At 53.7% G+C, this 23414-nt stretch carries 21 protein-coding genes; 9 read left to right on the forward strand and 12 right to left on the reverse strand.

Features of this window, described 5'->3' with window-relative positions; all coding sequences use genetic code 11:
- Nucleotides 1–4: 4 nt before the first annotated feature.
- Nucleotides 5–5536: a glutamate synthase-related protein gene (locus AC6I8T_RS02450; RefSeq protein WP_497833475.1), complete on the reverse strand. Its 5532-nt coding sequence runs from the start codon at nucleotides 5534–5536 to the stop codon at nucleotides 5–7.
- A 902-nt stretch (nucleotides 5537–6438) separates the two neighbouring features.
- Here AC6I8T_RS02450 and arcB point away from each other — a divergent pair.
- Both arcB and mtgA read left to right on the forward strand, forming a co-directional pair.
- On the forward strand, nucleotides 6439–8772 hold the full coding sequence (gene arcB / locus AC6I8T_RS02455) for an aerobic respiration two-component sensor histidine kinase ArcB (protein ID WP_208724689.1): 2334 nt from the start codon (nucleotides 6439–6441) through the stop codon (nucleotides 8770–8772).
- Nucleotides 8773–9668: 896 nt separating this feature from the next.
- Nucleotides 9669–10391 carry a monofunctional biosynthetic peptidoglycan transglycosylase gene (gene mtgA, locus AC6I8T_RS02460; protein WP_208724690.1) on the forward strand — a complete coding sequence of 241 codons (723 nt, stop codon included), beginning with the start codon at nucleotides 9669–9671 and terminating at the stop codon, nucleotides 10389–10391.
- A 5-nt stretch (nucleotides 10392–10396) separates the two neighbouring features.
- Here mtgA and npr read toward each other — a convergent pair whose 3' ends face one another.
- The 11 genes from npr to AC6I8T_RS02515 form a co-directional block, all read right to left on the reverse strand.
- A complete protein-coding gene (gene npr / locus AC6I8T_RS02465) occupies nucleotides 10397–10669 on the reverse strand; it encodes a PTS phosphocarrier protein NPr (RefSeq protein WP_013507653.1) in 273 nt (90 codons plus the stop codon).
- Nucleotides 10666–11520, reverse strand: coding sequence for an RNase adapter RapZ (gene rapZ / locus AC6I8T_RS02470; protein ID WP_013507654.1), 855 nt, complete (start codon nucleotides 11518–11520; stop codon nucleotides 10666–10668). Before rapZ ends, npr begins: the two co-directional genes overlap by 4 nt.
- Nucleotides 11521–11572: 52 nt before the next feature.
- Complete coding sequence (gene ptsN / locus AC6I8T_RS02475; protein WP_200864665.1) at nucleotides 11573–12055, reverse strand: PTS IIA-like nitrogen regulatory protein PtsN; 483 nt, start codon at nucleotides 12053–12055, stop codon at nucleotides 11573–11575.
- A gap of 174 nt (nucleotides 12056–12229) precedes the next feature.
- Entirely contained in the window at nucleotides 12230–12517 is a 288-nt protein-coding gene (gene hpf / locus AC6I8T_RS02480) for a ribosome hibernation promoting factor (RefSeq protein WP_013507656.1), read from the reverse strand.
- A 21-nt stretch (nucleotides 12518–12538) separates the two neighbouring features.
- Nucleotides 12539–13972 (reverse strand): RNA polymerase factor sigma-54, encoded by a 1434-nt coding sequence (rpoN, locus tag AC6I8T_RS02485; RefSeq protein WP_021184239.1) that lies wholly within the window; start codon nucleotides 13970–13972, stop codon nucleotides 12539–12541.
- Nucleotides 13973–14020: 48 nt separating this feature from the next.
- Nucleotides 14021–14746 (reverse strand): LPS export ABC transporter ATP-binding protein, encoded by a 726-nt coding sequence (gene lptB / locus AC6I8T_RS02490; protein WP_021184240.1) that lies wholly within the window; start codon nucleotides 14744–14746, stop codon nucleotides 14021–14023.
- A 5-nt stretch (nucleotides 14747–14751) separates the two neighbouring features.
- Nucleotides 14752–15306 (reverse strand): lipopolysaccharide ABC transporter substrate-binding protein LptA, encoded by a 555-nt coding sequence (lptA, locus tag AC6I8T_RS02495; RefSeq protein ID WP_036626375.1) that lies wholly within the window; start codon nucleotides 15304–15306, stop codon nucleotides 14752–14754.
- Nucleotides 15275–15853 (reverse strand): LPS export ABC transporter periplasmic protein LptC, encoded by a 579-nt coding sequence (gene lptC / locus AC6I8T_RS02500; protein WP_021184242.1) that lies wholly within the window; start codon nucleotides 15851–15853, stop codon nucleotides 15275–15277. Before lptC ends, lptA begins: the two co-directional genes overlap by 32 nt.
- A complete protein-coding gene (gene kdsC, locus AC6I8T_RS02505; protein ID WP_021184243.1) occupies nucleotides 15850–16416 on the reverse strand; it encodes a 3-deoxy-manno-octulosonate-8-phosphatase KdsC in 567 nt (188 codons plus the stop codon). The genes lptC and kdsC overlap by 4 nt, the downstream gene beginning before the upstream one ends.
- A 13-nt stretch (nucleotides 16417–16429) precedes the next feature.
- Nucleotides 16430–17410 (reverse strand): arabinose-5-phosphate isomerase KdsD, encoded by a 981-nt coding sequence (kdsD, locus tag AC6I8T_RS02510; RefSeq protein WP_021184244.1) that lies wholly within the window; start codon nucleotides 17408–17410, stop codon nucleotides 16430–16432.
- A 16-nt stretch (nucleotides 17411–17426) separates the two neighbouring features.
- Complete coding sequence (locus AC6I8T_RS02515; RefSeq protein WP_021184245.1) at nucleotides 17427–18407, reverse strand: calcium/sodium antiporter; 981 nt, start codon at nucleotides 18405–18407, stop codon at nucleotides 17427–17429.
- A 226-nt stretch (nucleotides 18408–18633) separates the two neighbouring features.
- On the opposite strand from AC6I8T_RS02515, the gene mlaF reads away from it, so the two are divergent.
- The 7 genes from mlaF (at nucleotide 18634) to murA (ending at nucleotide 23412) form a co-directional block, all read left to right on the forward strand.
- Nucleotides 18634–19449, forward strand: a complete 816-nt coding sequence (mlaF, locus tag AC6I8T_RS02520) for a phospholipid ABC transporter ATP-binding protein MlaF (protein WP_021184246.1) — start codon at nucleotides 18634–18636, stop codon at nucleotides 19447–19449.
- Between the two features lie 4 nt (nucleotides 19450–19453).
- Nucleotides 19454–20236 (forward strand): lipid asymmetry maintenance ABC transporter permease subunit MlaE, encoded by a 783-nt coding sequence (gene mlaE, locus AC6I8T_RS02525; protein ID WP_021184247.1) that lies wholly within the window; start codon nucleotides 19454–19456, stop codon nucleotides 20234–20236.
- Nucleotides 20237–20240: 4 nt separating this feature from the next.
- Nucleotides 20241–20768, forward strand: coding sequence for an outer membrane lipid asymmetry maintenance protein MlaD (mlaD, locus tag AC6I8T_RS02530; protein ID WP_208724691.1), 528 nt, complete (start codon nucleotides 20241–20243; stop codon nucleotides 20766–20768).
- A 19-nt stretch (nucleotides 20769–20787) separates the two neighbouring features.
- On the forward strand, nucleotides 20788–21420 hold the full coding sequence (mlaC, locus tag AC6I8T_RS02535) for a phospholipid-binding protein MlaC (protein WP_208724692.1): 633 nt from the start codon (nucleotides 20788–20790) through the stop codon (nucleotides 21418–21420).
- Nucleotides 21420–21725 carry a lipid asymmetry maintenance protein MlaB gene (mlaB, locus tag AC6I8T_RS02540; RefSeq protein ID WP_021184250.1) on the forward strand — a complete coding sequence of 102 codons (306 nt, stop codon included), beginning with the start codon at nucleotides 21420–21422 and terminating at the stop codon, nucleotides 21723–21725. The genes mlaC and mlaB overlap by 1 nt, the downstream gene beginning before the upstream one ends.
- Nucleotides 21726–21840: 115 nt before the next feature.
- On the forward strand, nucleotides 21841–22098 hold the full coding sequence (gene ibaG / locus AC6I8T_RS02545) for a BolA family iron metabolism protein IbaG (protein WP_021184251.1): 258 nt from the start codon (nucleotides 21841–21843) through the stop codon (nucleotides 22096–22098).
- Between the two features lie 54 nt (nucleotides 22099–22152).
- Nucleotides 22153–23412: a UDP-N-acetylglucosamine 1-carboxyvinyltransferase gene (gene murA / locus AC6I8T_RS02550; RefSeq protein ID WP_036626380.1), complete on the forward strand. Its 1260-nt coding sequence runs from the start codon at nucleotides 22153–22155 to the stop codon at nucleotides 23410–23412.
- Nucleotides 23413–23414 lie beyond the last annotated feature (2 nt).

Raw genomic sequence — 23414 nt, forward strand, 5'->3', positions numbered from 1 at the left:
GCTATCAGGATAATTTTCCGACAGCCGCCGCGATTTCTGGCAATGCCGCACGGGCAAACAACTCTTCAAAATCAGGCAGATGACCCAGCACCTCACGGTTACAGGCATCCTGATAGATGATCCAGCCATAGGTAGCCAGGCTGTCCATCGAACGGATGTTGCGTTGCGTCAGCGCGGCTTTGTAATCCGACATACGTTTGGACGCGATCAGGCTCGCCAGTTCATCATCGTTGTAGTTCTCGATAGCAGAGCGTGCATGACGTTGCAGCTTGCTTACCAGCGAGAAATCTTCTGTCATCAGCAGGTTACGTACCGCTTTCTCAACCGCCGGGTCTTCCACTGAAGTGCCTTTCGGCAGCTTGCTCAGTGCCAACTGCTGCGCGAAGCTCAGCACGGTATAGTTGTTGAGCAGCACGAACATTTCAAGCGTATCGGTAGCACCGTAAGCCGGTACTGCGCCATCAGCGATGGTTTTGCCCGCACGCCAGGCTGATTTGAACTTCGCGACCTGATGCGCAGCCAGCGAGGTTGACAGTTCTTCCAGCAGATCCTTACGCGATTTCGCCTTCAGAATCTCACCACCGTCCTGATAGAGCAACAGCGAACGTGGCATGACATACACAAAGTGGTGGCACTCGGTTTCCCAGTTTGCCAGCAACCATGCGGCACGCGGTGAGTTAGTGGCTTCCAGATGCCAGTTCAGCATGGTCAGCACCGCTTGTTTGTGCACTTTCGCCATTTCGTCTTCATCAGCGATGGAGCCAAACAGCACCGAGTCTCCGGCGGCGTGTGCCGCCAGTGAGCCGTACGGGTCGTACTGGTAGGCGAAGCCGCCGCTCATGCCATTACCAAAGCCTTTACCGAAAGTACCGAGGTTGAGAATGGCACCGTTGGTCATGTATTCACAGCAGAAGTCACCCACGCCTTCAACCACGGCGGTTGCGCCAGAGTTACGTACGGCGAAACGGTCACCCGCCTGGCCTTGTACGAACAGACGTCCACCGGTGGCACCAAACAGGGCAAAGTTACCGATCAGTACGTTGCCATCGCTATCCTGTGCGCCGCCGCCCGGTGACATCACCACCAACTCGCCGCCACACTGACCTTTACCGACGCCATCGTTACAGGTGCCGTAGTGCTTCATTTGCATACCGTCGTTGCAGAATGCACCGAACGACTGACCGGCAGAGCCGGAGGTTTGGATCTGCACGGTGGCCGGTGCCAGGTAGTGACGGCCACGGTCATCTTTCAGCACCGCCGGGATAGCGGCTTTTTGTTCGGCTGACAGTTCATGGTTCAGCATACGTTCGATATCAATGGCCAACTGACCACCGATGCTCTTGTTACGGTTGTTCAGCGTGATGCCTGCGCCAAGCGCGATCTCACGACTGCCTTTCGCGACCAGCTGATCTTTCAGCTCTTCAACCCAGCCGTTGTCCAGTTCGAAATCTTTTTCCAGATAGACGGGTTTAGCGATTTTCTGCTCTGGTACGACGGTCAGCATGGCACGCAGGTCCAGTTTGCCGACTTCCAGCGGGTGATCCATCAGGTGCAGCAGATCTGAACGGCCGCGTGCTTCACGCAGTGAACGCAGGCCGAGGCGAGCGAGGAACTCACGTACTTCCTGTGCCACGTTGATGAAGTACTGGGCCAACTGACGCGGATCGCCATCAAAGGCTTCGGCGTTGGTCGTCAGACCGGCCGGGCATTTGACGTTACAGTTTTTCGCCATTACGCATTTCAGCATCATCAGCGCGGTCGTACCGAACTCGAAGCTGTCGCCACCGAGCAGGGCGGATTTGATCACGTCGCTGCCGGTTTGCTGCGCGCCAGAGCAACGCAGTTGTACTTTGTCACGCAGGCCGTTGGCACACAGCGCCTGATGCACCTCGGCGATGCCGATTTCCGCCACGCGGCCGGTGTATTTCAGGCTGGTAACCGATGCCGCACCAGTACCACCGGTATTACCGGCGACGTTAATGACGTCAGCACCGGCTTTCGCTACGCCAACCGCGATGGTGCCGATACCTTCGGAAGACACCAGTTTAACGATGACGCGCACGCGTGCGGCTTTACAGTCGTGAATCAGCTGTGCCAAATCTTCGATAGAATAAGTGTCGTGATGCGGCGGTGGAGAAACCAGCTCCACACCCGGTGTACCGCCGCGTGCTGCGGCAATTTCTACCGTAACTTTCGGTGCCGGTAACTGACCGCCTTCGCCTGGTTTTGCCCCCTGGCCAATTTTGATCTCCAGCTCTTCCAGCATCGGATCGGCGAGGTAAGCCGCCCAGACGCCGAAGCGACCAGATGCCAACTGCTTGATGCGTGAGGCGCGGATGGTGCCGTGACGTGAATAGTGTTCACCACCTTCACCGCAGTTACTCATCCCGCCCACCATGTTGGTGCCGTGTGCGACGGCTTCATGCGCCGGGGCGACCAGTGCGCCGTGGCTCATCGCGCCAGAGGCAAAGGTACGGGTGATTTCGTGTGCAGGCTGAATCTCTTCCAGCGGCAGCGAAGGCAGCGCGGTGAAGATGCGTGACAGGTAGTCAGCCGCTTTACCGTAAGCGGTGACACTCAGCGCGCCATTCACGACTTCGCTTTTTTCGATTTCATCGGCAAAACGGGTTTTCAGCGCACGCGCCAGCGCAGCCAGACGCTCGCTTTCTGGTTTCAGACCGGCAATGGCATCAACCAGACGCAGCGTAAACTGGTTCAGGCTGCCATTAACCGCTTCGCATTGCAGACCACGGGTGGCGAAGCCATTGTTCACCAGCGAGTAGCGGCCCAGTTTGCGACCAAACTCTGCTTCGCTGTCGACGTGGGTCAAATCACATGGCAGCGCGAGGATATCACGCAGCGCCGCCGGACGACGTTTACGCTCGGCATACATCAGGCTGGAGAACTGGCGGTAATCCGGCGTGATGGTAAAGCTGTCGATGACATCATTCGGGATACGTTCGAAGCTGCTGTCTTTGAACGCTTCTGCTTTGATGTTGAATGCGTTGTCCAGTTTCGCCAGCGTCATCAGACGGATAAAGTTGTCCTCTTCGCGGGCTTTGTCCGCAAAGCGAATCGGCTGTTCCGTCATATCAATAAAGGTACGGACAGCGATGGTGCCATAGGAGTGACCGGCACCCTCGGCGCGCTCTTTAAACAGGCCGAGTAACGGGACTTCCGCTTCACCCTGGATTTTCAGCGCGCTTTGATGCCAGTCCACCGCCATTTGGGCGATAGCCGGGAAGCCTGCACCGCCAACCGGGGTTTTGATATTCGGGAAATATTTCTTCAGCACCGGATCTTCGGTATCGAGGAAGTTCGGTTCGAAGAATTCACCACAGCTGTAGCTTTCCACGGTACACAGGCCCACTTTGCCCATGGTTTTCATCAGCGCTTTTTCTGCGGCTTTGGCATAGCGTTTAAAGGCTTTGTTGCCTTCTTCACCTTCGCCGAATTTCTCTTCAGCACGCATTTGCACGCCGAGCGGATAAATAGCGGAGGCACCGAAGCCGAGTGCTGCGGCAATGTGGTGAGAGGAGATGCTCTGACCACTTTCGACCACCAGCGAGACATCCAGACGCAGGCCTTCCTGCACCAGACGCTGGTTGATGGCGGATACCATCAACAACATCGGGATCGCCGCATGGGTAGAGGAGATATGGCGGTCAGTCAGCACCGCGATTCCGCCCTGCTGACGAGCAAAGTCCACGACCTTCTGAGCCAGATCGTCGATGGCTTTTTCCAGTGCGGCAGCGTTGGCTGCACGGCTGACGATATCTTTACCGATTACCGGCTCGTACAGCATCTCAAAACGCTGATAAGGCGCAACTTTCTGCTCACGCAGACGCAGCATGTCGAGGTGCGTCAGGATAGGCGTCGGAACGATGATCTGTTGGCCTTTGCTGCGACCCAGATGCGGTTTGGCACCCAGAGCCACGCGCAGCGTCATGCCATCCGCTTCACGGATAGAATCGAGCGGTGGGTTCGTCACCTGCGCAAAGCGCTGCGAGAAGTAGTGCGCCATGCCGCCTTCATGATCGGACAAGCCGTTGATGGCATTGCCGTAACCCATCGCAGAGATTTTCTCAGCGCCGGTTTGCAGCATCGGGTCCATCATGAATTTGAAGCTTTCCTGGTTGTAGTAGTAGGCCACAAAACGCTGATAGGTTTTGAGGTCGCCACCATAACGCAGCGGTGAACCCAGTTTTTCTGCCGGGATCTCGGGCAGTTCTTTCAGGTCGACACGCGCCGCGCTCAGCAGGGCAGGGTAATCTTTCTCAGTCGCCAGTTTTTCCAGTGCTTCTACGGTGGTGTAAGAGCGTTTTTCACGGTGATCGTAATACAGCATGCCGCCCGCTTCGATACGGCCACGACGCAGTACGCTTTCTGGCGGGAAGGCAATCTGGCCCGCTTCGGACATAGCACCGATATATTCAGCCGTTTCCACAGAACGCAGAGGACGCAGGCCGAGGCGGTCCAGACGTGCGCCGATCACTTCGCCGTTACCGAAGATCAGTGCTGCCGGGCCATCGTTCTTCTCTTCATACAATGAGAAGTATTCCAGCATGGCGCGCACTTCAGTGGAGAGCGATGTATCGTTCTCCCATGCTGGCGGCATCATGGAGACGACGGCATTGATCAGGTCGAGATTATCTTCCATCAGGCGGCTGTGGATGCTCTGGTCGAGACGTGAGCTGTCTGACTGGCCTTTCGGACGCACAATTTTTTTGCCGCGTGCCAGCGCCAGCGCTGATTCGGCAATGCGGTTTTTACGGTCTGTGTTCAATTCACCGTTATGCGCCATCAGACGGAACGGTTGCGCCATCGTGGTGTGCGGGTCGGTGTTGGTGGAGAAACGGGTATGGAAGAACAACCCACGCACCTGATGGTCCGGGTCGGTCAAATCTTTGAAGTATGGGATCACTTCGTTGGAGTTCAGGCGTGCTTTAAATACCTGAGTGCGCGAGGAGAGCGACAGCGGATACAGACCGCCAAATTCGCTTTCAGTAAAGGCCTGCGCTTCAATGTCCAGCAGCGCACGATAGATGCGTTGCTCAAATTCGTTCTGGCTGGTGATGTCCTGTGGCGCAGCAAACACCCACTGCACAATCGGCAGCTGGAATTGCAGGGCGGCAGGGCGCGTTACGCTACCGTCCAGAGGCATGTCGCGTTTTACCAGCACCGGGAAGTTATAGGCGGCCAGCGTTTCTTCCACCAGACGCTCGGCGTTGGCACGCAGTTCGGCATCTTTCGGAACGAAGAAGTTACCCACGCCAAAACGGCCCGCTTCCAGCGGCTGACCGGTGATTTTCCGGAAGAAGTGCAGAGAAAGGTCGACGTTGACGCCTGCGCCATCGCCCACGCCTTCAGCTGACATCCCGCCACGGTGCGGCACGGTGCACAGGGCACTGTGTGCCATTTGCAGGATCTCATGAGTCTGCTCGCCGTCCTTACGGGTAATGAAACCTACACCACAGCTATCACTGCCCGCTGTTGGATCATACAAGCCATAGGGATTAGGTTTTTGAGTGGACATTGAGGTCTCCTTAAACTGCTTTTGACATTACCTGCATTATTTCAAGTACAGAGCACTGCTGAGTCAGCTCACAGGCGCTGTATCAATTTCTGCTCCGCTCGGCAATGAGCGGGCGTCGCAACACCGAGCAATTCCTCTCAAGACATAGTATGGACGTCCTTGATGAGCTGCTCTTTAATCCGGGTCTCTTAACTGGAGATAACTTGCATCTAGAGGGAGTCTTCTTGCTGCATAGATATGCCGAGACACTGGCCCGACAGGAAAGCATCCAGCGGAATTCCAACTTATCGGGAAAGCGTACTCAGGTCAAATAGCCAGCTTTATTGAGGGTAATATGCTTTTTTGTCGCTTAACTTGATGATTTTTATTATTAATTTGGTGAAAAAGTTGACGATGTACCCCCGCGTAATCCCGCAGGAAGTGTGAGCCGTCTCACTGTGGTGCAGCCATCAAATCTCTGCACCATGCTGGGGAAGGAAATGTTTTCAGCATAAAATGCTGTTTGGACCACTTCGTGCACAGGATGTATCTGTTTTTCTTATGGCGTCATATTTGAATCAGACCAGGGGTCGTCATTAGTAAAATTAATCATCAGAGGCGTGCTTAAAACAGCGCTTAAGTTGAATGGATATGCAAAAAGTAACAGCAACCATCGGACGATATGGCTGCCAGGGTATTGATTCGCACGAGGTGCTGAGAAATGGGCCGCAAAAGCGCGGCCCTCCAGATTATTCAGTTGGCGGAATTAGTCAAGCGCTTTCAGCATAATGGCGGGAACGTCGGCGAAATAGTCCGGCAATGCACCATAACGGGGCATAACCTCAGCGATTGGGTAAGGGCAACCAGCGCGGAGCGCGGATAATTGCGCTATCATGAGCCAGATTTCGTTCAGGGAGCGGGTAATGAAACAGATTCGTCTTTTAGCGCAGTACTACGTTGATTTAATGGTCAAACTGGGACTGGTACGCTTTTCGCTACTGTTGGCTTCGGCACTGGTGGTGCTGGCGATGGTGGTCCAGATGGCCGTCACTATGGTCCTGCGCGGTCATGTTGAGAGCATTGATGTGGTGCGTTCGGTGTTCTTTGGTCTGCTGATTACCCCCTGGGCGGTCTATTTCCTCTCGGTAGTGGTTGATCAACTGGAAGAGTCGCGTCAGCGTCTCTCCCGCCTGGTGGATAAGCTGGAAGAGATGCGCACGCGCGATCTTGAGCTGAATCAGCAGATGAAAGAAACCATTACCCAGCTCAATCAGGAGATTGCCGACCGTATTAAAGCCGAACAGGCGCGTGAGCAGGTGATGGATAAGCTGCGCGAAGAGATGGCTCGGCGTGAGCAGGCGCAGATTGAGCTGGAGCAGCAATCCTCCTTTCTGCGATCATTCCTTGATGCGTCACCGGACCTGGTGTTCTACCGCAATATCGACAAGCAATTCTCCGGGTGTAACCGGGCGATGGAACTGCTGACCGGATTGAGTGAGAAACAGCTCATTGGCCTGACGCCGCGCGATATTTACGACGAAGATGCCGCAACCAAGGTGCTGGAAACGGATGAAAAAGTATTCCGGCACAATGTCTCCCTGACTTACGAACAGTGGCTGCAATATCCCGATGGGCGTAAAGCCTGTTTCGAAATCCGTAAAGTGCCTTATTACGACCGCGTTGGGAAACGCAGTGGTCTGATGGGCTTTGGACGTGATATTACCGAGCGTAAGCGCTATCAGGACGCGCTGGAGAACGCCAGCCGTGAGAAAACCACCTTTATCTCAACTATCAGCCACGAGCTGCGTACGCCGCTTAACGGCATTGTTGGCCTGAGCCGCATTCTGTTGGATACCGACCTCAATCAGGAGCAGTTGAAGTACCTGAAAACCATTCACGTCTCCGCCATCACCCTGGGCAACATCTTTAATGATGTGATTGAGGTGGACAAAATCGAGCGACGTAAAGTGCAACTCGATAACCAACCGCTCGACTTTACCGGCTTCCTGGCGGACCTGGAAAACCTCTCTGGTCTGCTGGCACAGCCGAAAGGGCTAAAGTTTGTCATGTCGCCTGAACTGCCGCTGCCCCATAAAATTTCGGCGGATGGCACCCGACTGCGGCAGATCCTGTGGAATTTGATTGGTAACGCGGTGAAATTTACCCAGCAGGGCGAGATCGTGGTGCGCGTTGCCTATCACCAGGATGAGACGCTGCATTTTGAGGTGGAAGACTCCGGCATGGGGATCCCACAAGAGGAACAGGACAAAATCTTCGCCATGTATTATCAGGTGAAAGATCAGCATGGTGGTAAACCCGCCACGGGCACGGGGATTGGACTGGCAGTATCACGTCGTCTGGCACAGGCGATGGGCGGCGATATCACGGTACGTAGCGTTCAGGGGCAGGGTTCCTGCTTCACCGTCGAGATCAAGGCACCACGGGTCGCGGAAGAGGTTGAGGACGACAATCTGGACGATGCGATGCCACTGCCGGCGTTGCATGTCCTGTTGGTTGAGGATATTGAACTGAACGTGATTGTGGCGCGTTCGGTGCTGGAGAAGCTCGGTTGTAGCGTGGAGGTGGCGATGACCGGCACCGCCGCGCTGGAGATGTTCGACCCGCAGGAGTTTGATTTGGTGCTGCTGGATATCCAGTTACCGGATATGACCGGCCTTGATGTGTCGCGTGCCATTCATCAGCGACACGCCGGAGAGATGCTGCCACCGTTAGTGGCTCTGACCGCCAACGTGCTGAAAGATAAAAAAGAGTATCTGGATGCCGGTATGGATGATGTGCTGAGCAAACCACTGGCCGTCCCTGCACTGACCGCGATGATTAAAAAGTTCTGGGATTATCAGACGGAAACCGACACCCCGATGGCTGAACCGTCAGAAGAGAAAAACCGGACGCTGCTGGATGTGCCCATGCTGGAACAGTATATCGAGCTGGTGGGGCCTGGGTTGATTACGCAAAGCCTGACGATGTTTGAAAAGATGATGCCAGGCTATCTCGACGTGCTTGATTCGAACATGATGGCGCGCGACCAGAAAGGCATTGCCGAAGAGGGTCACAAAATCAAAGGTGCAGCGGGTTCGGTCGGTTTGCTGCATCTGCAAAAGCTGGCCAAACAGATCCAGTCACCCGAATTGCCTGCGTGGTGGGACAACGTTCAGGAGTGGATCGACGAATTAAAACAAGAATGGCAGCATGACGTGAATGTCTTACGTGAATGGGTTGCAGCGCGGGAAAAGTAACAAGGACCAGAAAAAAATGACCCCAGTCGAAACCGGGGTGCGCGAATACTGCGCCAACACCAGGGAAAATGGCGCTGCTGCTATTATTTGAGGTCTATCCTGAGCAACAGCGTGGTATTGGTTAACGCTTCAAAACCACCTTAGCAAATTCGTCACCACTTGTGACAAGATTCATTAAATTGTGTGATGTTGAGCAGCGTTTAAATACAGAAAACATTAATTTGCTGACACAGTCAAGCAAGGAATCAATTTCTTTGACTCATTGCATTAATTTTGACCAGTCGTTCTGTTTTTGGTCGGGTTTTAACTCGCTGAAGTGACGTAAAAACCCGGCAAGTGCGACGAAAGTCGCCTGGTCAGGAAAAATTCGCTTTTTTTCGTAGTAAATGCATGAAATATGGCATGAAACACGGTTGGTGGCGCGGGTTATCCAAAACGTTTTGGAAACCATCGATAGAAAGTTCCAGATTCAGGTTTTAACGATGGATGTAAACCAAAAAGTAGGCAAATTGCTTAACCATAATTCGAAGATAGCGCAAAGCCCTTGCGGATAATTTACACATTTTTTTCGGAATGCTCTCAATAATCAATGAGAGGGATCAACCACTGTGAAATTTCAATGTTAAGTATCGTGAACCAATTTGCGTGATCTTGATCACATTTAATGAAGTGTCTGTCAGCAACTTTTCCGATGAGTATTTAAGCATGGAACCGATTCCTTCATAGCGGAAGTGCTTGATGTATTTGGCTCTATTAAAGGAACGATGGTTGCGCAGGCAATGAATTTGTTCGATAAATCAACTGGTCAGGCAGCGATTCTTCGTATTCGACTATCATCGAATGCTATGGTGACCTTGGTGATTGATTAATACAGGGAACAGGTAAGAGATAATTTGATGGCTAAGAATAAAGGGAAACTTTGGCAACGTGTAAAAGTGTGGATCGCAAAATTTCTTCTCGCCTGGCTGGGTATTTGGCTGGCAGGGATTTTGCTATTTTCCTTCTTGCCGGTGCCTTTTTCCGCAGTGATGGTTGAACGACAGCTGGGTGCCTGGCTGCACGGCAATTTTGGCTATGTGGCGCATTCGGATTGGGTCAGCATGGATGAGATCTCACCGTGGATGGCGCTGGCGGTCATTGCCTCAGAAGATCAAAAATTTCCAGAACACTGGGGATTTGACGTTGCCGCGATTCAGTCGGTGCTGGATAACGAGGGTGATGAACGGATGCGTGGTGCTTCGACGCTATCGCAACAAACCGCGAAAAACCTGTTTTTGTGGGATGGACGCAGTTGGGTTCGTAAAGGGCTGGAAGCGGGATTGACGGTAGGAATCGAAACGGTCTGGACCAAGCGACGCATTCTTACGGTCTATCTGAATATCGCCGAATTTGGCAACGGTGTGTTTGGGGTAGAAGAGGCATCCCAGCGCTATTTTCATAAACCCGCCAGTCGCCTGACTATGGCAGAAGCGGCGCTGCTGGCGGCGGTATTGCCTAATCCGATCCGTTTTCGCGCCGACGCCCCTTCAGGTTACATCCGTCAGAGACAGCAATGGATTATGCGCCAGATGCGGCAACTGGGTGGGGAAGGTTTCCTTAACCGCTACAAATTGCACTGAAGCGGTTAATCCTCATCAAAACCGGCTTCAAACAATTCAATTACCGCTGCCAGCGCCTGGGTTTCTTCCGGGCCGCTGGCTTCAATCTCAATATGGCCGCCTTTGGCGGAATCCAGCATCAGCAGCGCAATTACGCTGCTGGCTTCCGCTTCCGTTCCTGCTTCATTACGCAGCAGCACTTCTGCGTCGAAACTTTGCACCAGTTCAAACAACTTCATCGCCGGGCGCGCATGCATGCCCAATTTATTACGAATCTCAACGGTTTGCTTCACGGTCATGATTTGCGTTTTTCCAGGGTGCGATGACGGGATTGCACATTTTTACCGCGCGAACGGAAATAGTCGGCCAGTTGTTCGGCGATATAGACCGAACGATGCTTACCACCGGTACAACCGATTGCGACAGTGAGATAGCTACGATTATTGGTTTCCAGCATGGGGAGCCACAATTCAAGGTAGCTGCGTGTCTGATAGATAAAGTTGTGCACTTCAGTATGCCGGTCGAGGAACGCGGCCACCGGGCGATCAAGGCCGGTCATCGGACGCAGTTTTGGGTCCCAGTGTGGGTTAGGCAGAAAACGCACATCAAACACATAATCGGCATCAATCGGAATGCCATGCTTGAAGCCAAAGGATTCAAACACCATCGTTAGCTCGCGTTCGCGTTTACCCAGCAGACGGGTGCGAAGCATTTCAGCCAACTCATGCACCGACATCTCGGAGGTATCAATGATCAGGTCAGCCCGTGAACGCAGTGGTTCAAGCAGGTCGCTCTCCTCATCAATCGCGCTTTCCAGTGACAAATTCTTACTGGAGAGTGGATGCAGGCGGCGTGTGTCGCTGTAGCGACGGATCAGCGTGTTGCGATCGGCGTCGAGGAACAGCAACTGTGGCGAAAACGAGTCCGGCAGGTTGTTAAGCGCGGTTTCGAAAATCTCCGGTGATTCCGGCATATTGCGCACGTCGATACTGACGGCAGCAGAGATGTTGCGTTCGCTTAAGGTATTGGCCAGTTCTGGCAGCAATACCACTGGCAGGTTATCGACACAGTAAAACCCCATGTCCTCAAGCGCACGCAACGCGACTGATTTTCCTGAGCCTGACCGACCGCTAACGATCATCAGCACCATCACATTTCTCCCGTTTTAAACCGGCGCATTGGCCGGTAAAAGTATCTGTCGCTTAAGGGTGGTCTTCCTGCGCTTCTGTGATAATGGCATAGAGTTCTTCATCGCTCTGCGCAGCGCGCAGACGGCGACAGACGGTTTTATCTGCCAGACGTTTTGCCACCAGCGATAATGTATGCAGATGGGTTTTACACTGGTCTGCGGGCACCAGTAGCGCAAACAGCAGGTCCACAGGCTGGTTATCCACCGCATCAAAAGCGATAGGTTGATCGAGGCTAATGAACACGCCTACGGCGCGCAGCGTGTCCTCCTCCAGTTTGCCATGTGGAATGGCAATACCATTGCCAATACCGGTACTGCCCATGCGTTCACGGGTGAGGATCGCTTCGAAAAGCGTCTGGTGAGGCAGATTGAGCTGTTTGGCTGCCAGTTCGCTGATTATTTCCAGCGCACGTTTTTTACTCTGGCAGTGTACGCCGCTGCGGGTGCAGTCCAGCGTAAGGACCGAGCTCAATTCCAGTGTCAGATCGTTGTTCATCATCGTTTCACTTGCGAGTTCACATAGCCGCGAGGATCACCCACTTTACCCCTTATCACGGGAAAAATGCAGTGTCTCCTGTTGGCGCTTGCGCAGATGACAAAACGGGGCGGTCAGCCCGCCCCATTCTGTGCTCTGAGTACCGAACCTATCAGTACTCTGCAAGCGTGAAGGTTAGTGTTTTTTCAGTTTATCTTTATGTTTGGTCAACTGACGGGAAAGCTTGTCGATCAATCCGTCAATCGCCGCGTACATGTCTTCCGCTTCCGATGTCGCGTGCAATTCACCGCCGTTCACATGCAGTGTTGCATCAGCAATCTGCGTTACCTTTTCCACTTTCAGAACAATATAGACCTGATTAATCCGATCAAAATAGTGTTCCAGTTTGGCAAATTTGCTATTTACAAATTCGCGCAGCGGCTCGGTAATCTCTACATTCAGTCCGGTAAGGTTTATTTGCATAGGTCTTCCTTCTCAATACATTCAAACCAGCTGCTTGCGCTGATTCGAGGGCGGGATGGACAAAGACTCGCGATACTTAGCAACCGTACGGCGGGCCACCATGATGCCCTGTTCAGATAACATGGAGGTCAGTTTGCTGTCGCTCAAGGGTTTTGCGGGATTTTCCGCAGAGATCAATTTTTTCACCAACGCACGTATTGCCGTCGAGGAGGCTTCGCCGCCACCTTCGGTATTCACATGACTGGAGAAAAAATATTTCAGTTCAAAGATGCCACGCGGGCTATGCAAGTACTTCTGCGTGGTAACACGGGAAATGGTGGATTCATGCATATCCACGGCCTGGGCGATATCCGCCAGCACCATCGGACGCATGTACTCCTCGCCCTGTTCAAAAAACGCCTGCTGCTGCTCGACAATACAGCGAGTCACTTTCAGCAGCGTGTCGTTACGGCTCTCCAGGCTCTTAATCAGCCATTTGGCTTCCTGTAAATTGCTGCGGATAAACTGGCTGTCGCTGTCATTACGCGCCGCACCGCCCATCGCAGCGTAGTGCTGATTAATTTTGAGACGCGGTACGCTGTCGGCATTTAGCTCAACTGTCCAGCGGGTGCCGACCTTGCGTACCAGTACATCCGGGATGACATACTCAGGCTCGCTGGTGTTGACCGACTGACCTGGGCGCGGATCAAGCGACTGAATCAGCAACATTGCCTCTTTCAGCACATCTTCTTTCAGACGCGTCATGCGCATCAGGCTACGGAAATCGTGATTGGCCAGCAGATCGAGATGATCGCTCACAATCAACCGTGCTTCCGCCAGCATCGGCGTATCGGCGGCATATTGGGACAGCTGCACCAGCAGGCAATCACGCAAATCGCGTGCGCCAACGCCGACCGGATCAAAACGCTGTACGCGTTTCAATACCGCTTCCACTTCTTCCAGCGTCAGTTCTTCATCACCGATGCTGTCGCAAATATCCTGGAGCGTCACGGTGAGATAACCGGTGTCGTCAATGGCATCGACAATCGAAGTCGCAATGGCGCGGTCGGTATCGGTGAACGGTGTCAGCTCAACCTGCCACATCAGATAATCCTGCAACGACTGCGTGGTTTCGCCCTGATAGACCGGCAGCTCATCATCCTGGTAATCGGTACCCGTACCGGAAGGCGTTCCGGCGGTGTAGATTTCATCCCAGGTTGCATCGAGCGGCAGCTCTTCCGGCATGTCCTTCTGTTCCAGCGCCTCGCGGGTGTCGAGGGCTTCGCTTTCCTGATATTCGCGTGCGTCTACTTCTTCATGGAGTTCTGATTGTTCGAGCAATGGGTTGCTTTCCAGCGCCAGTTGTAATTCCTGCTGGAGTTCAAGCGTAGAGAGTTGCAGCAAGCGAATTGCCTGCTGCAACTGGGGTGTCATCGCCAGCTGTTGGCTGAGCCTGAGTTGCAAACCTTGCTTCATAATCCGGATTGAATTTCCTAAGCAAACGTCGGAGGTTCCGACACCTTATCAGAGTCTGAACTCTTCGCCCAAATAAACACGCTTAACCTGCTCATCTGCAAGTATTTCATCGGGTGTGCCGTGAGCAATCAGATGCCCCTGGCTGACGATGTAAGCGCGTTCACAAACGGCAAGGGTTTCGCGTACGTTGTGGTCGGTAATCAGCACACCCAACCCACTGTCGCGCAGATGTTCAATGATCTTCTTGATATCAATGACGGAAATCGGGTCAACACCGGCAAATGGTTCATCCAGCAGGATAAACTTAGGATTGGCAGCCAGCGCGCGGGCAATCTCGACACGACGGCGTTCACCGCCGGAGAGTGCCTGGCCCATGCTGTCACGCAGGTGTTCGATGTGGAACTCTTCCATCAGTTCGTTGGCTCGATCCTGACGCTGCTCTTCGCTGAGATCGTCACGGATCTGCAATACGGCCATCAGGTTGTCGTAAACGCTGAGGCGACGGAAAATCGAGGCTTCCTGCGGCAGATAACCAATGCCGCGACGGGCACGCGCATGCAGCGGCAGAATGCTGATGTCTTCATCATCAATCACAATACGACCGGCATCGCGCGGCACAATTCCGACCACCATGTAGAAGGTGGTGGTTTTACCGGCCCCGTTGGGGCCAAGCAATCCGACAATTTCGCCGGATTTAACTTGCAGGCTAACGTCTTCTACCACGCGGCGGCCTTTGTAGGCTTTCGCCAGGTTTTCAGCGATCAGTGTGGCCATAGAAATTAGTTACTCTTCTTTTGGCTCTGGGATGAACCGTTTTTGTCCTGCAACTGCGACGGCACCAGCACGGTGGTCACGCGTTTGCTCTGGCCCTGACTGTAGGCCTGCATTTTCTGTTCTTTCACCAGATAGGTGATGCGATCGCCTTTGATATTGCTATCCAACTGTTCAATGTAGGCGTTACCCGTCAGCTCAACAAAGTCATTCGCCAGTTCATAGTGCAATTTGGCCGCATGACCCTGTACCGGCTTACCGTTGTCCTGCATCTGATAAAAGGTTGCCGGGTTGCCCCAGGCATCAACGATGGTTTTTTTGCTGTCACCACCCGGGCGAGTGACGACGACTTTGTCGGCGGTGATCTTGATCGATCCCTGAGTCACGATGACGTTGCCGGTAAAGGTAGCGACATTGCCTTGCAGATCCAGCGACTGATTCTCTGAATCGATATTCACGGGTTTGTCAGAATCCCCGGTTAATGCCAGAGCGGGCAAGCTGGTGGCTAACAGGGCGCTGACCAGCAGTAATTTAAGGCTGTTGTTTTTCATTTTGGATTTCATAGGAGGATTTGACCTTTTCAATCAACTGGGCATTTTTCGTCCGTAAGTTGCCGCGCATCTTCATGCCAGTAGAGTTAAAACTGCGGCCATAAAGGGTGACCTGATCGTCTGAGGTAACATCCTGGGTGACGAGATTGACCACCGCATTATCGGTTTTAATGCGTTCCAGCTCCGAATCCTGCGTCAGGGTGTTCACTTCAACGTGGCCGTAAAGATAAAGCATACGATCTTTGGTGAGCTTTGCCTTATCGGCGCGCACAGACCAGGTCGGAATTTTATTCACGTCGTAAGTGGTCATCACCGGATTATCGAACCAGCTCAGTTCATCGGCAGCAAAGTAGGTCACTTTATCCGAAATCAGTTTGTAGGCCAGCGCACCGTCTGGATTGTACACCACGGTGTGAGAAGTCGAACTGGTGTAAGTCGGCTCCTGGTCGTTGGTGGTAACCGGCGCTTTGCTCTCATCCTGGTTGGTAAGATTCCAGCCAATCAGCACCAGAGCGATTAGGGCCAGAATCAGCGTTATCCAACGCCTGCTTTTACTCATACTGATTGCCCTTTGGCATCCTCAAATTTGTTCTGCGCCATTAAGATCAGATCGCAAAGTTCTCGTACCGCACCGCGGCCACCGGCAATGCGGGTGACGTAATGCGCGCGCGGCAACAGAATCGGGTGCGCATCGGCGACCGCTACGCTCAGACCCACGCGGGCCATTACCGGCCAGTCGATCAGGTCATCACCGATATACGCCACCTGTTCCGCAGATAATGACAGTTTATCCAGGAGTTCGCGCCAGGCCAAAAGCTTATCCGATTGTCCCTGGTAAAGATGCGTAATGCCGAGGGTTTTGCAGCGATCTTCCATCAGTTTGGCATTGCGGCCGGTAATAATAGCCACTTCAATGCCGGAGGTCAGCAGGCAACGAATGCCATAGCCATCGCGCACGTTGAAAGCTTTCAGTTCTTCGCCGCTGTTGCCCATATAAATCAGGCCGTCTGACATTACGCCGTCCACATCACAAATCAGCAGGCGGATCTGCGCTGCGCGCGCCATCACTTCTGCGCTTACCGGACCATAGCAGGTCTCGATTGCAGCTGTTTCAACACTCATGTTCTTTTCCTGTTCAGACAACGCCAGCGCGCAGCATGTCATGCATATGTACCACACCGAGCAGGCGATCGTCATCGGCCACCAGCAGCGCAGTGATGTTTTTGTTTTGCATCAGATTAAGGGCGTCAACGGCCAGCAGGTTGGGACGTACGCGAATACCGCCGCGTGTCATCACATCTTTGATGCTGGCTGACTGGAAATCGATACCCATATCAAACACCCGACGCAAGTCACCATCGGTAAAGATGCCTTCGATTTTCATCAGGTCATCAACGATCACCGTCAGGCCGAGATTTTTACGCGTGATCTCCAGCAACGCATCACGCAGTGAGGCATCCCGAGAGACATGCGGGATCTCGTCACCGCTGTGCATGATGTCGCTGACATGCAGCAGCAGTTTACGTCCGAGAGCTCCACCGGGATGGGACAGTGCAAAATCTTCCTGGGTAAAGCCACGCGCTTCCAGCAGCGCGACGGCCAGCGCATCGCCCATCACCAGCGTTGCGGTGGTGCTGGTGGTTGGGGCCAGCCCAAGAGGACAGGCTTCCTGTGGCACTTTGACGCACAGATGCACATCGGCGGCACGTCCCATCGCGCTGTCGGCACGGCTGGTGATACAAATCAGCTGGACTTTCTGTCGCTTAAGAACCGGGATTAGCGCGAGGATTTCGTTGGATTCGCCGCTATTAGAAATGGCCACCACCACATCATCGGTGCTGACCATGCCAAGGTCACCGTGGCTGGCTTCCGCCGGATGAACAAAGAACGCTGGCGTTCCGGTGCTGGCGAACGTGGCGGCGATTTTTTTGCCGATATGTCCGGACTTGCCCATACCCATCACCACCACTTTGCCCCGACAGGCAAAGATCATTTCGCAGGCGCGGGAGAAATCGTCATTGATATATTGATCGAGTTGCTCAAGTCCTTCGCGCTCAATGCGCAGCACCGCTTTGCCCGCCTGTTGAAAGTCAAAATCCAGTCGCTGATGTGACATGCTCAGTCTGTCCTTATTAACTTGGGGTAAACATGGGGCTAAGCCACAGCCAGCACACCCACACGATAAATCCAGCTAACAACAAGGTGCCTGCTGCCCGGCCAATTCGGCGTCGCGGTTGCAGGCACAGCAGGGCGAACAACACGCTAACCCCCAACATGACCCAGTAATCCCGGGCAAACGCGTGGGGATCAATACTGCCCGGATGAATCAGCGCAGGCAGGCCCAGTACGATAGCCAGATTATAAATGTTGGCACCGATCAGGTTGCCGATGGCGATATCGTCCTCGCCTTTCATGGCCCCGGCAATCACAGTCGCCAGCTCTGGCAGGCTGGTACCTACCGAGATCAGCGTCAGGCCCATCACCAGTTCACTCACCCCGAAATAGTCGGCAAAGACCGTCGCGTTATCGATCACCATCCGGGTCGACATAGGCAGGATTAGCAACGCCACAGCAAGCCACAGGAAGGCCACGGTATTACCGGTTTCATCGCGTGGTAGCTCGGCTAATTGTTCGCGCGTCAGGGTGTCATTGTTCTCGCGTTCGGCACGGCGCGCGATGCGGATCACCACCAACAGATAAACCAGCGCAATCAGCAACAAAGCCACACCATCGAGGCGGCTAAGATGATTATCAAACAACATGATGCCGCTCAGCAGTGAGACCAGCAGCATTAACGGGAGTTCGCGACGAATCAGATTGGAGTGGACGGTTAAGGGGTGCAGCAGCGCCGCGCCGCCCAGGATTAGCAAAATATTGGTGATGTTCGAACCCAGAGCTGTGCCTACTGCTAAATCCATCTGCCCATGTTGCGCGGCGGAGAAAGAGACGATCAATTCTGGAAGCGAAGTGCCGATGCTGACCACCGTCATACCGATGATTAATGGCGGGATGCCAAAGGATCGACTGAGGATCGCGGCACTGAAAACTAATCGGTCAGCACCGTAAGCCAGTAAAATCAATCCAATGAACAGCAGGGCAGTGGCTACGAACATGAAAAATCCTTGATGGCCGGGGGTGTCGGCACACCTTGACCGACGGGTAAAAACATTAGCGCATTGAAACAGGCGCTGATTTTGACTGTCTGAGAGGCAAAAGTAAATTTTAAGGCGGTTTTCGCCACACCGGGTGGGTAAGTTTCTGTAAAACTCTCGTGCATTGCGGCCTTACAGGCTACCATCCCCGGACACGATAACGCCCGATCCCCATTAAGAGGTAAAGATGATCCAGCAACAAGCGAATCTGGTTGAGGTTCGTGGCGTGAGCTTTTCGCGCGGAGATCGCACCATCTTCGACGACATATCCTTAACGGTACCGGCGGGCAAAGTTACCGCCATCATGGGGCCGTCAGGTATTGGTAAAACCACATTACTTCGTCTGATTGGTGGCCAGCTGCAACCGGATAAAGGTGAAATCTGGTTTCACGATGAGAACATTCCCTCATTGTCGCGCAGCAGATTGTATGAAGTGCGTAAAAAAATGAGCATGTTGTTCCAGTCGGGGGCACTTTTTACCGATCTTAGCGTCTTTGACAATGTCGCCTGGCCGTTGCGTGAGCATACGCAATTACCGCCGGAGCTGCTGCACAGCACGGTGATGATGAAGCTGGAGGCGGTGGGGCTGCGCGGCGCGGCACAACTCAAACCGGCGGAACTGTCGGGCGGTATGGCACGGCGTGCTGCCCTGGCGCGCGCGATTGCGCTGGAGCCGGATCTGATCATGTTTGATGAACCCTTTGTCGGTCAGGATCCGATCACTATGGGTGTGCTGGTGAAATTGATTGATGAGTTGAACCATTCGCTGGGCGTAACCTGCATTGTGGTTTCGCACGATGTGCCAGAGGTCTTGAGCATTGCGGATCATGCCTATATTGTTGCCGGGCAAAAAGTTATTGCTCAGGGAAGTGCGCCTGAATTGCGACAAAACGCAGATCCACGCGTGCGCCAGTTTATTGAGGGGCATGCGGATGGCCCGGTGCCATTCCGCTTTCCGGCCGGGGATTATCTGGCTGATTTGACCCAAGCAGGGAGAACCTAAACTGATGTTGTTACAGGCGCTGGCGTCACTTGGACGTCAGGGGATAAACACCTGTGCGGCGTTTGGTCGCGCAGGAATGATGTTGTTTCATGCGCTGGTGGGTAAACCGGCGTTTCGCAAACACGCGCCATTGCTGATTAAGCAACTCTACAGCGTGGGCGTCATGTCACTGCTGATCATCATGGTTTCCGGGTTGTTTATCGGTATGGTGCTGGGATTGCAGGGCTATCTGGTTCTCACCACCTACAGCGCGGAAACCAGCCTTGGCATGTTGGTGGCGCTGTCGCTGCTGCGTGAACTTGGCCCGGTGGTCACCGCCTTGCTGTTTGCCGGGCGCGCAGGATCGGCGTTGACGGCGGAAATTGGCCTGATGAAGGCGACTGAGCAGCTCTCCAGCATGGAGATGATGGCAGTCGACCCGCTGCGCCGCGTGGTGTCACCGCGTTTCTGGGCTGGTTTTATCAGCATGCCGCTGCTGGCGTTGATTTTTACGGCTGTGGGGATTGCGGGCGGCGCGTTGGTGGGTGTCAGCTGGAAGGGGATCGATCCAGGGTTCTTCTGGTCCGCGATGCAAAATGCCGTGGATTTCCGTACTGATGTCATCAACTGCATTATCAAAAGCGCAGTCTTCGCCATTACGGTAACCTGGATTGCGCTGTTCAATGGCTATGATGCCATCCCGACCTCGGAAGGGATCAGTCGGGCGACGACGCGTACCGTGGTGCACGCTTCACTGGCGGTACTCGGATTGGATTTTGTGCTGACAGCACTGATGTTTGGGAAATGATGCAATGCAAAGCAAGAAAAACGAAATTTGGGTAGGCGTCTTCATGCTGCTGGCTCTGCTGGCAATGCTGTTTCTCAGCCTGCGTGTTGCTGACCTGAAGTCGCTGGGGACTGAACCTACATGGAAGCTGTATGCCACGTTCGATAATATCGGCGGCCTGAAAGTCAGCTCGCCGGTCAAGATTGGCGGCGTGGTGATTGGTCGAGTGACCGATATCTCTCTGGATGATAAAACCCTGTCGCCGCGCGTGACGATGGCGATCAGCGATCAATACGCTGACAAAATACCGGACACCAGTTCACTGGCGATCCGCACCCAGGGATTACTGGGTGAACAGTTTCTGGCGTTGAATCTGGGCTTTGATGACCCGGATCTCGGATCAGCGATGCTGAAAGATGGCGGTACGCTGCGCGATACCAAATCGGCGCTGGTGCTGGAAGATTTAATTGGCCAGTTCTTGTATAAGAGCGGCGACAATAAAAACGATAATAAACAACAGGGTGCGGAGAGCGCACCCGCAGTAACGGAATAATCCCAAGAGGTACAACACGATGTTAAAACGTTTACTGATGATTGCCATGCTGGCCATCGTTCCCCTGGCCGCTACGGCCGCGGACCAGAGCAATCCCTATAAACTGATGGATGAAGCGGCGGCGAAAACCTTTACTCGCCTGAAAAACGAACAGCCGAAGATCAAGCAGGACCCGAACTACCTGCGCGATATCGTGCGCCAGGAATTGCTGCCGTATGTCCAGATCAAATACGCCGGTGCATTGGTGCTGGGCCGTTACTATCGTGATGCGACTCCTGCGCAGCGTGATGCTTACTTTGCCGCTTTTGGTGATTATCTGGCGCAGGCTTACGGTCAGGCTCTGGCCCTGTATCACGGTCAGACCTACCAAATCCAACCGGAACAGCCGATTGGCGATGCCAATATCCTGGCAATTCGTGTCACGATTATTGATCCTAATGGTCGCCCGCCGGTTCGCCTTGATTTCCAGTGGCGTAAGAACACCCGCACCGGTGACTGGCAAGCCTATGACATGGTGGCTGAAGGCATCAGTATGATCACCACCAAACAGAATGAGTGGGGCGATCTGCTGCGCACCAAAGGTATTGATGGTCTGACCGCGCAGTTGAAAGCCTCAGCAGCGCAGCCTATCTCTCTGGATAAGCAGCAATAATGAGCGAACCATTACGCTGGCAGCGCACTGGCAGCACACTGGCCCTGAGCGGCAAACTGGACCGTGATACGCTTCTTGCCTTGTGGCATCAGCGTGAAACGGCTATGGCAGGCATCGATACCATTGATGTGGCTGCGCTGGATCGTGTTGATTCGGCAGGTCTGGCGTTGTTGGTGCATTTACGTGAAATCGTTCGTGCGCAAGGCAGCACGCCATGCTTTAGCGGTATTACCGAGAAACTCCAGTCACTGATTACGCTTTATAACCTCCAGCAGATAATTGTTTCTGCGGAACAAACCGCCTAATCATTATCCACATCTATAAAGCCCCTGATGCTTTCAGGGGCTTTTGCGTATTTAAGAGTCAGGAACTTTCCTCTAAGATGTCTGGCTTATTCTTATTAACTTGAAGCAAAGAGCGATGGAAAATAGTGAAGTTCAGGCTGTGCTGATGCAGGCGCTGCCGTTAGACGAAGTACATGTCCTCAGCAACGATGGCAGCCACTTTCAGGTGATTGCCGTCGGTGAGATGTTTGGCGAGCTGAGCCGGGTTAAAAAACAGCAGGCGGTTTACGCGCCTCTGATGGAATATATTGCGGATAATCGCATTCATGCGGTTTCTATTAAAACTTATACCCCTGCCGAGTGGGCGCGCGATCGGAAACTTAACGGTTTCTAAGCGCACAAGCCTGCTCAGGCGGGCTTGTTGGGATGGATATTGAGAACCATGTTAATGGACAAATTTCGTGTGCAAGGCCCGACCCGTTTGAGTGGTGAAGTCACCATCTCCGGGGCGAAAAACGCTGCGCTACCTATTCTGTTTGCAGCGCTGTTGGCTGAAGAGCCAGTAGAGATTCAGAATGTGCCGAAACTGCGTGACATCGACACCACCATGAAGCTGCTGAGTCAGCTGGGTGCGAAAGTTGAACGCAATGGTTCGGTACACGTTGATGCGCGCGAAGTTAATGTCTTCTGTGCGCCTTACGATCTGGTTAAAACCATGCGAGCCTCCATTTGGGCGCTGGGGCCGCTGGTTGCGCGCTTTGGTCAGGGACAAGTGTCACTGCCGGGCGGCTGCGCGATTGGTGCACGTCCGGTTGATCTGCACATTACCGGCCTTGAGCAGCTGGGTGCGGAGATCAAACTGGAAGAGGGCTATGTCAAAGCCTCGGTTGATGGTCGTCTGAAAGGCGCGCATATCGTGATGGACAAAGTGAGCGTGGGTGCCACCGTGACCATTATGAGCGCAGCGACCCTGGCGACCGGTACCACTATCATTGAAAACGCCGCGCGTGAACCGGAAATTGTCGATACGGCAAACTTCCTCAACACCCTGGGTGCGAAAATCAGTGGCGCAGGTACTGATAAAATCACCATCGAAGGTGTAGAACGCCTGGGTGGCGGCGTGTATCGCGTACTGCCAGACCGTATCGAAACCGGTACTTTCCTGGTGGCGGCGGCGATCTCGCGTGGCAAAGTGCTGTGCCACAATACCCAGCCTGATACGCTGGATGCCGTACTGGCTAAACTGCGTGATGCCGGTGCGGATATCGAAACCGGTGAAGACTGGATCAGCCTTGATATGCATGGTAAGCGTCCGAAAGCGGTCAATGTTCGCACTGCTCCGCATCCGGGCTTCCCGACTGACATGCAGGCGCAGTTCACGCTACTTAACCTGGTGGCAGAAGGTACTGGCGTGATCACCGAGACGATCTTCGAAAACCGCTTTATGCACATCCCTGAGCTGATCCGCATGGGTGCGCACGCGGAAATCGAAAGCAACACGGCGATCTGTCATGGCGTTGAAACTCTTTCTGGTGCTCAGGTGATGGCGACTGACTTACGTGCGTCGGCCAGCCTGGTATTGGCAGGTTGCATTGCGGAAGGCACCACGTTGGTTGATCGCATTTACCATATCGATCGTGGTTATGAGCATATCGAAGATAAGCTGAAAGCGATGGGTGCGAATATCGAACGCGTCAGCGGCGAATAACG

It is taken from the genome of Pantoea sp. X-Soil-OKNW-556 (assembly GCF_059730695.1).

What these genes read in the sequence shown, in the direction of transcription:
- hpf (WP_013507656.1), bottom strand. Translation starts at nt 12,517, where the DNA reads ATGCAAATAAACCTTACCGGACTGAATGTAGAGATTACCGAGCCGCTG.
- mlaB (WP_021184250.1), top strand. Translation starts at nt 21,420, where the DNA reads ATGAGCGAACCATTACGCTGGCAGCGCACTGGCAGCACACTGGCCCTG.
- kdsD (WP_021184244.1), bottom strand. Translation starts at nt 17,410, where the DNA reads ATGTCACATCAGCGACTGGATTTTGACTTTCAACAGGCGGGCAAAGCG.
- mtgA (WP_208724690.1), top strand. Translation starts at nt 9,669, where the DNA reads ATGGCTAAGAATAAAGGGAAACTTTGGCAACGTGTAAAAGTGTGGATC.
- mlaD (WP_208724691.1), top strand. Translation starts at nt 20,241, where the DNA reads ATGCAAAGCAAGAAAAACGAAATTTGGGTAGGCGTCTTCATGCTGCTG.
- lptA (WP_036626375.1), bottom strand. Translation starts at nt 15,306, where the DNA reads ATGAAATCCAAAATGAAAAACAACAGCCTTAAATTACTGCTGGTCAGC.
- ptsN (WP_200864665.1), bottom strand. Translation starts at nt 12,055, where the DNA reads ATGAACAACGATCTGACACTGGAATTGAGCTCGGTCCTTACGCTGGAC.
- rapZ (WP_013507654.1), bottom strand. Translation starts at nt 11,520, where the DNA reads ATGGTGCTGATGATCGTTAGCGGTCGGTCAGGCTCAGGAAAATCAGTC.
- kdsC (WP_021184243.1), bottom strand. Translation starts at nt 16,416, where the DNA reads ATGAGTGTTGAAACAGCTGCAATCGAGACCTGCTATGGTCCGGTAAGC.
- AC6I8T_RS02450 (WP_497833475.1), bottom strand. Translation starts at nt 5,536, where the DNA reads ATGTCCACTCAAAAACCTAATCCCTATGGCTTGTATGATCCAACAGCG.
- npr (WP_013507653.1), bottom strand. Translation starts at nt 10,669, where the DNA reads ATGACCGTGAAGCAAACCGTTGAGATTCGTAATAAATTGGGCATGCAT.
- mlaC (WP_208724692.1), top strand. Translation starts at nt 20,788, where the DNA reads ATGTTAAAACGTTTACTGATGATTGCCATGCTGGCCATCGTTCCCCTG.
- lptB (WP_021184240.1), bottom strand. Translation starts at nt 14,746, where the DNA reads ATGGCCACACTGATCGCTGAAAACCTGGCGAAAGCCTACAAAGGCCGC.
- ibaG (WP_021184251.1), top strand. Translation starts at nt 21,841, where the DNA reads ATGGAAAATAGTGAAGTTCAGGCTGTGCTGATGCAGGCGCTGCCGTTA.
- rpoN (WP_021184239.1), bottom strand. Translation starts at nt 13,972, where the DNA reads ATGAAGCAAGGTTTGCAACTCAGGCTCAGCCAACAGCTGGCGATGACA.
- arcB (WP_208724689.1), top strand. Translation starts at nt 6,439, where the DNA reads ATGAAACAGATTCGTCTTTTAGCGCAGTACTACGTTGATTTAATGGTC.
- lptC (WP_021184242.1), bottom strand. Translation starts at nt 15,853, where the DNA reads ATGAGTAAAAGCAGGCGTTGGATAACGCTGATTCTGGCCCTAATCGCT.
- murA (WP_036626380.1), top strand. Translation starts at nt 22,153, where the DNA reads ATGGACAAATTTCGTGTGCAAGGCCCGACCCGTTTGAGTGGTGAAGTC.
- AC6I8T_RS02515 (WP_021184245.1), bottom strand. Translation starts at nt 18,407, where the DNA reads ATGTTCGTAGCCACTGCCCTGCTGTTCATTGGATTGATTTTACTGGCT.
- mlaE (WP_021184247.1), top strand. Translation starts at nt 19,454, where the DNA reads ATGTTGTTACAGGCGCTGGCGTCACTTGGACGTCAGGGGATAAACACC.
- mlaF (WP_021184246.1), top strand. Translation starts at nt 18,634, where the DNA reads ATGATCCAGCAACAAGCGAATCTGGTTGAGGTTCGTGGCGTGAGCTTT.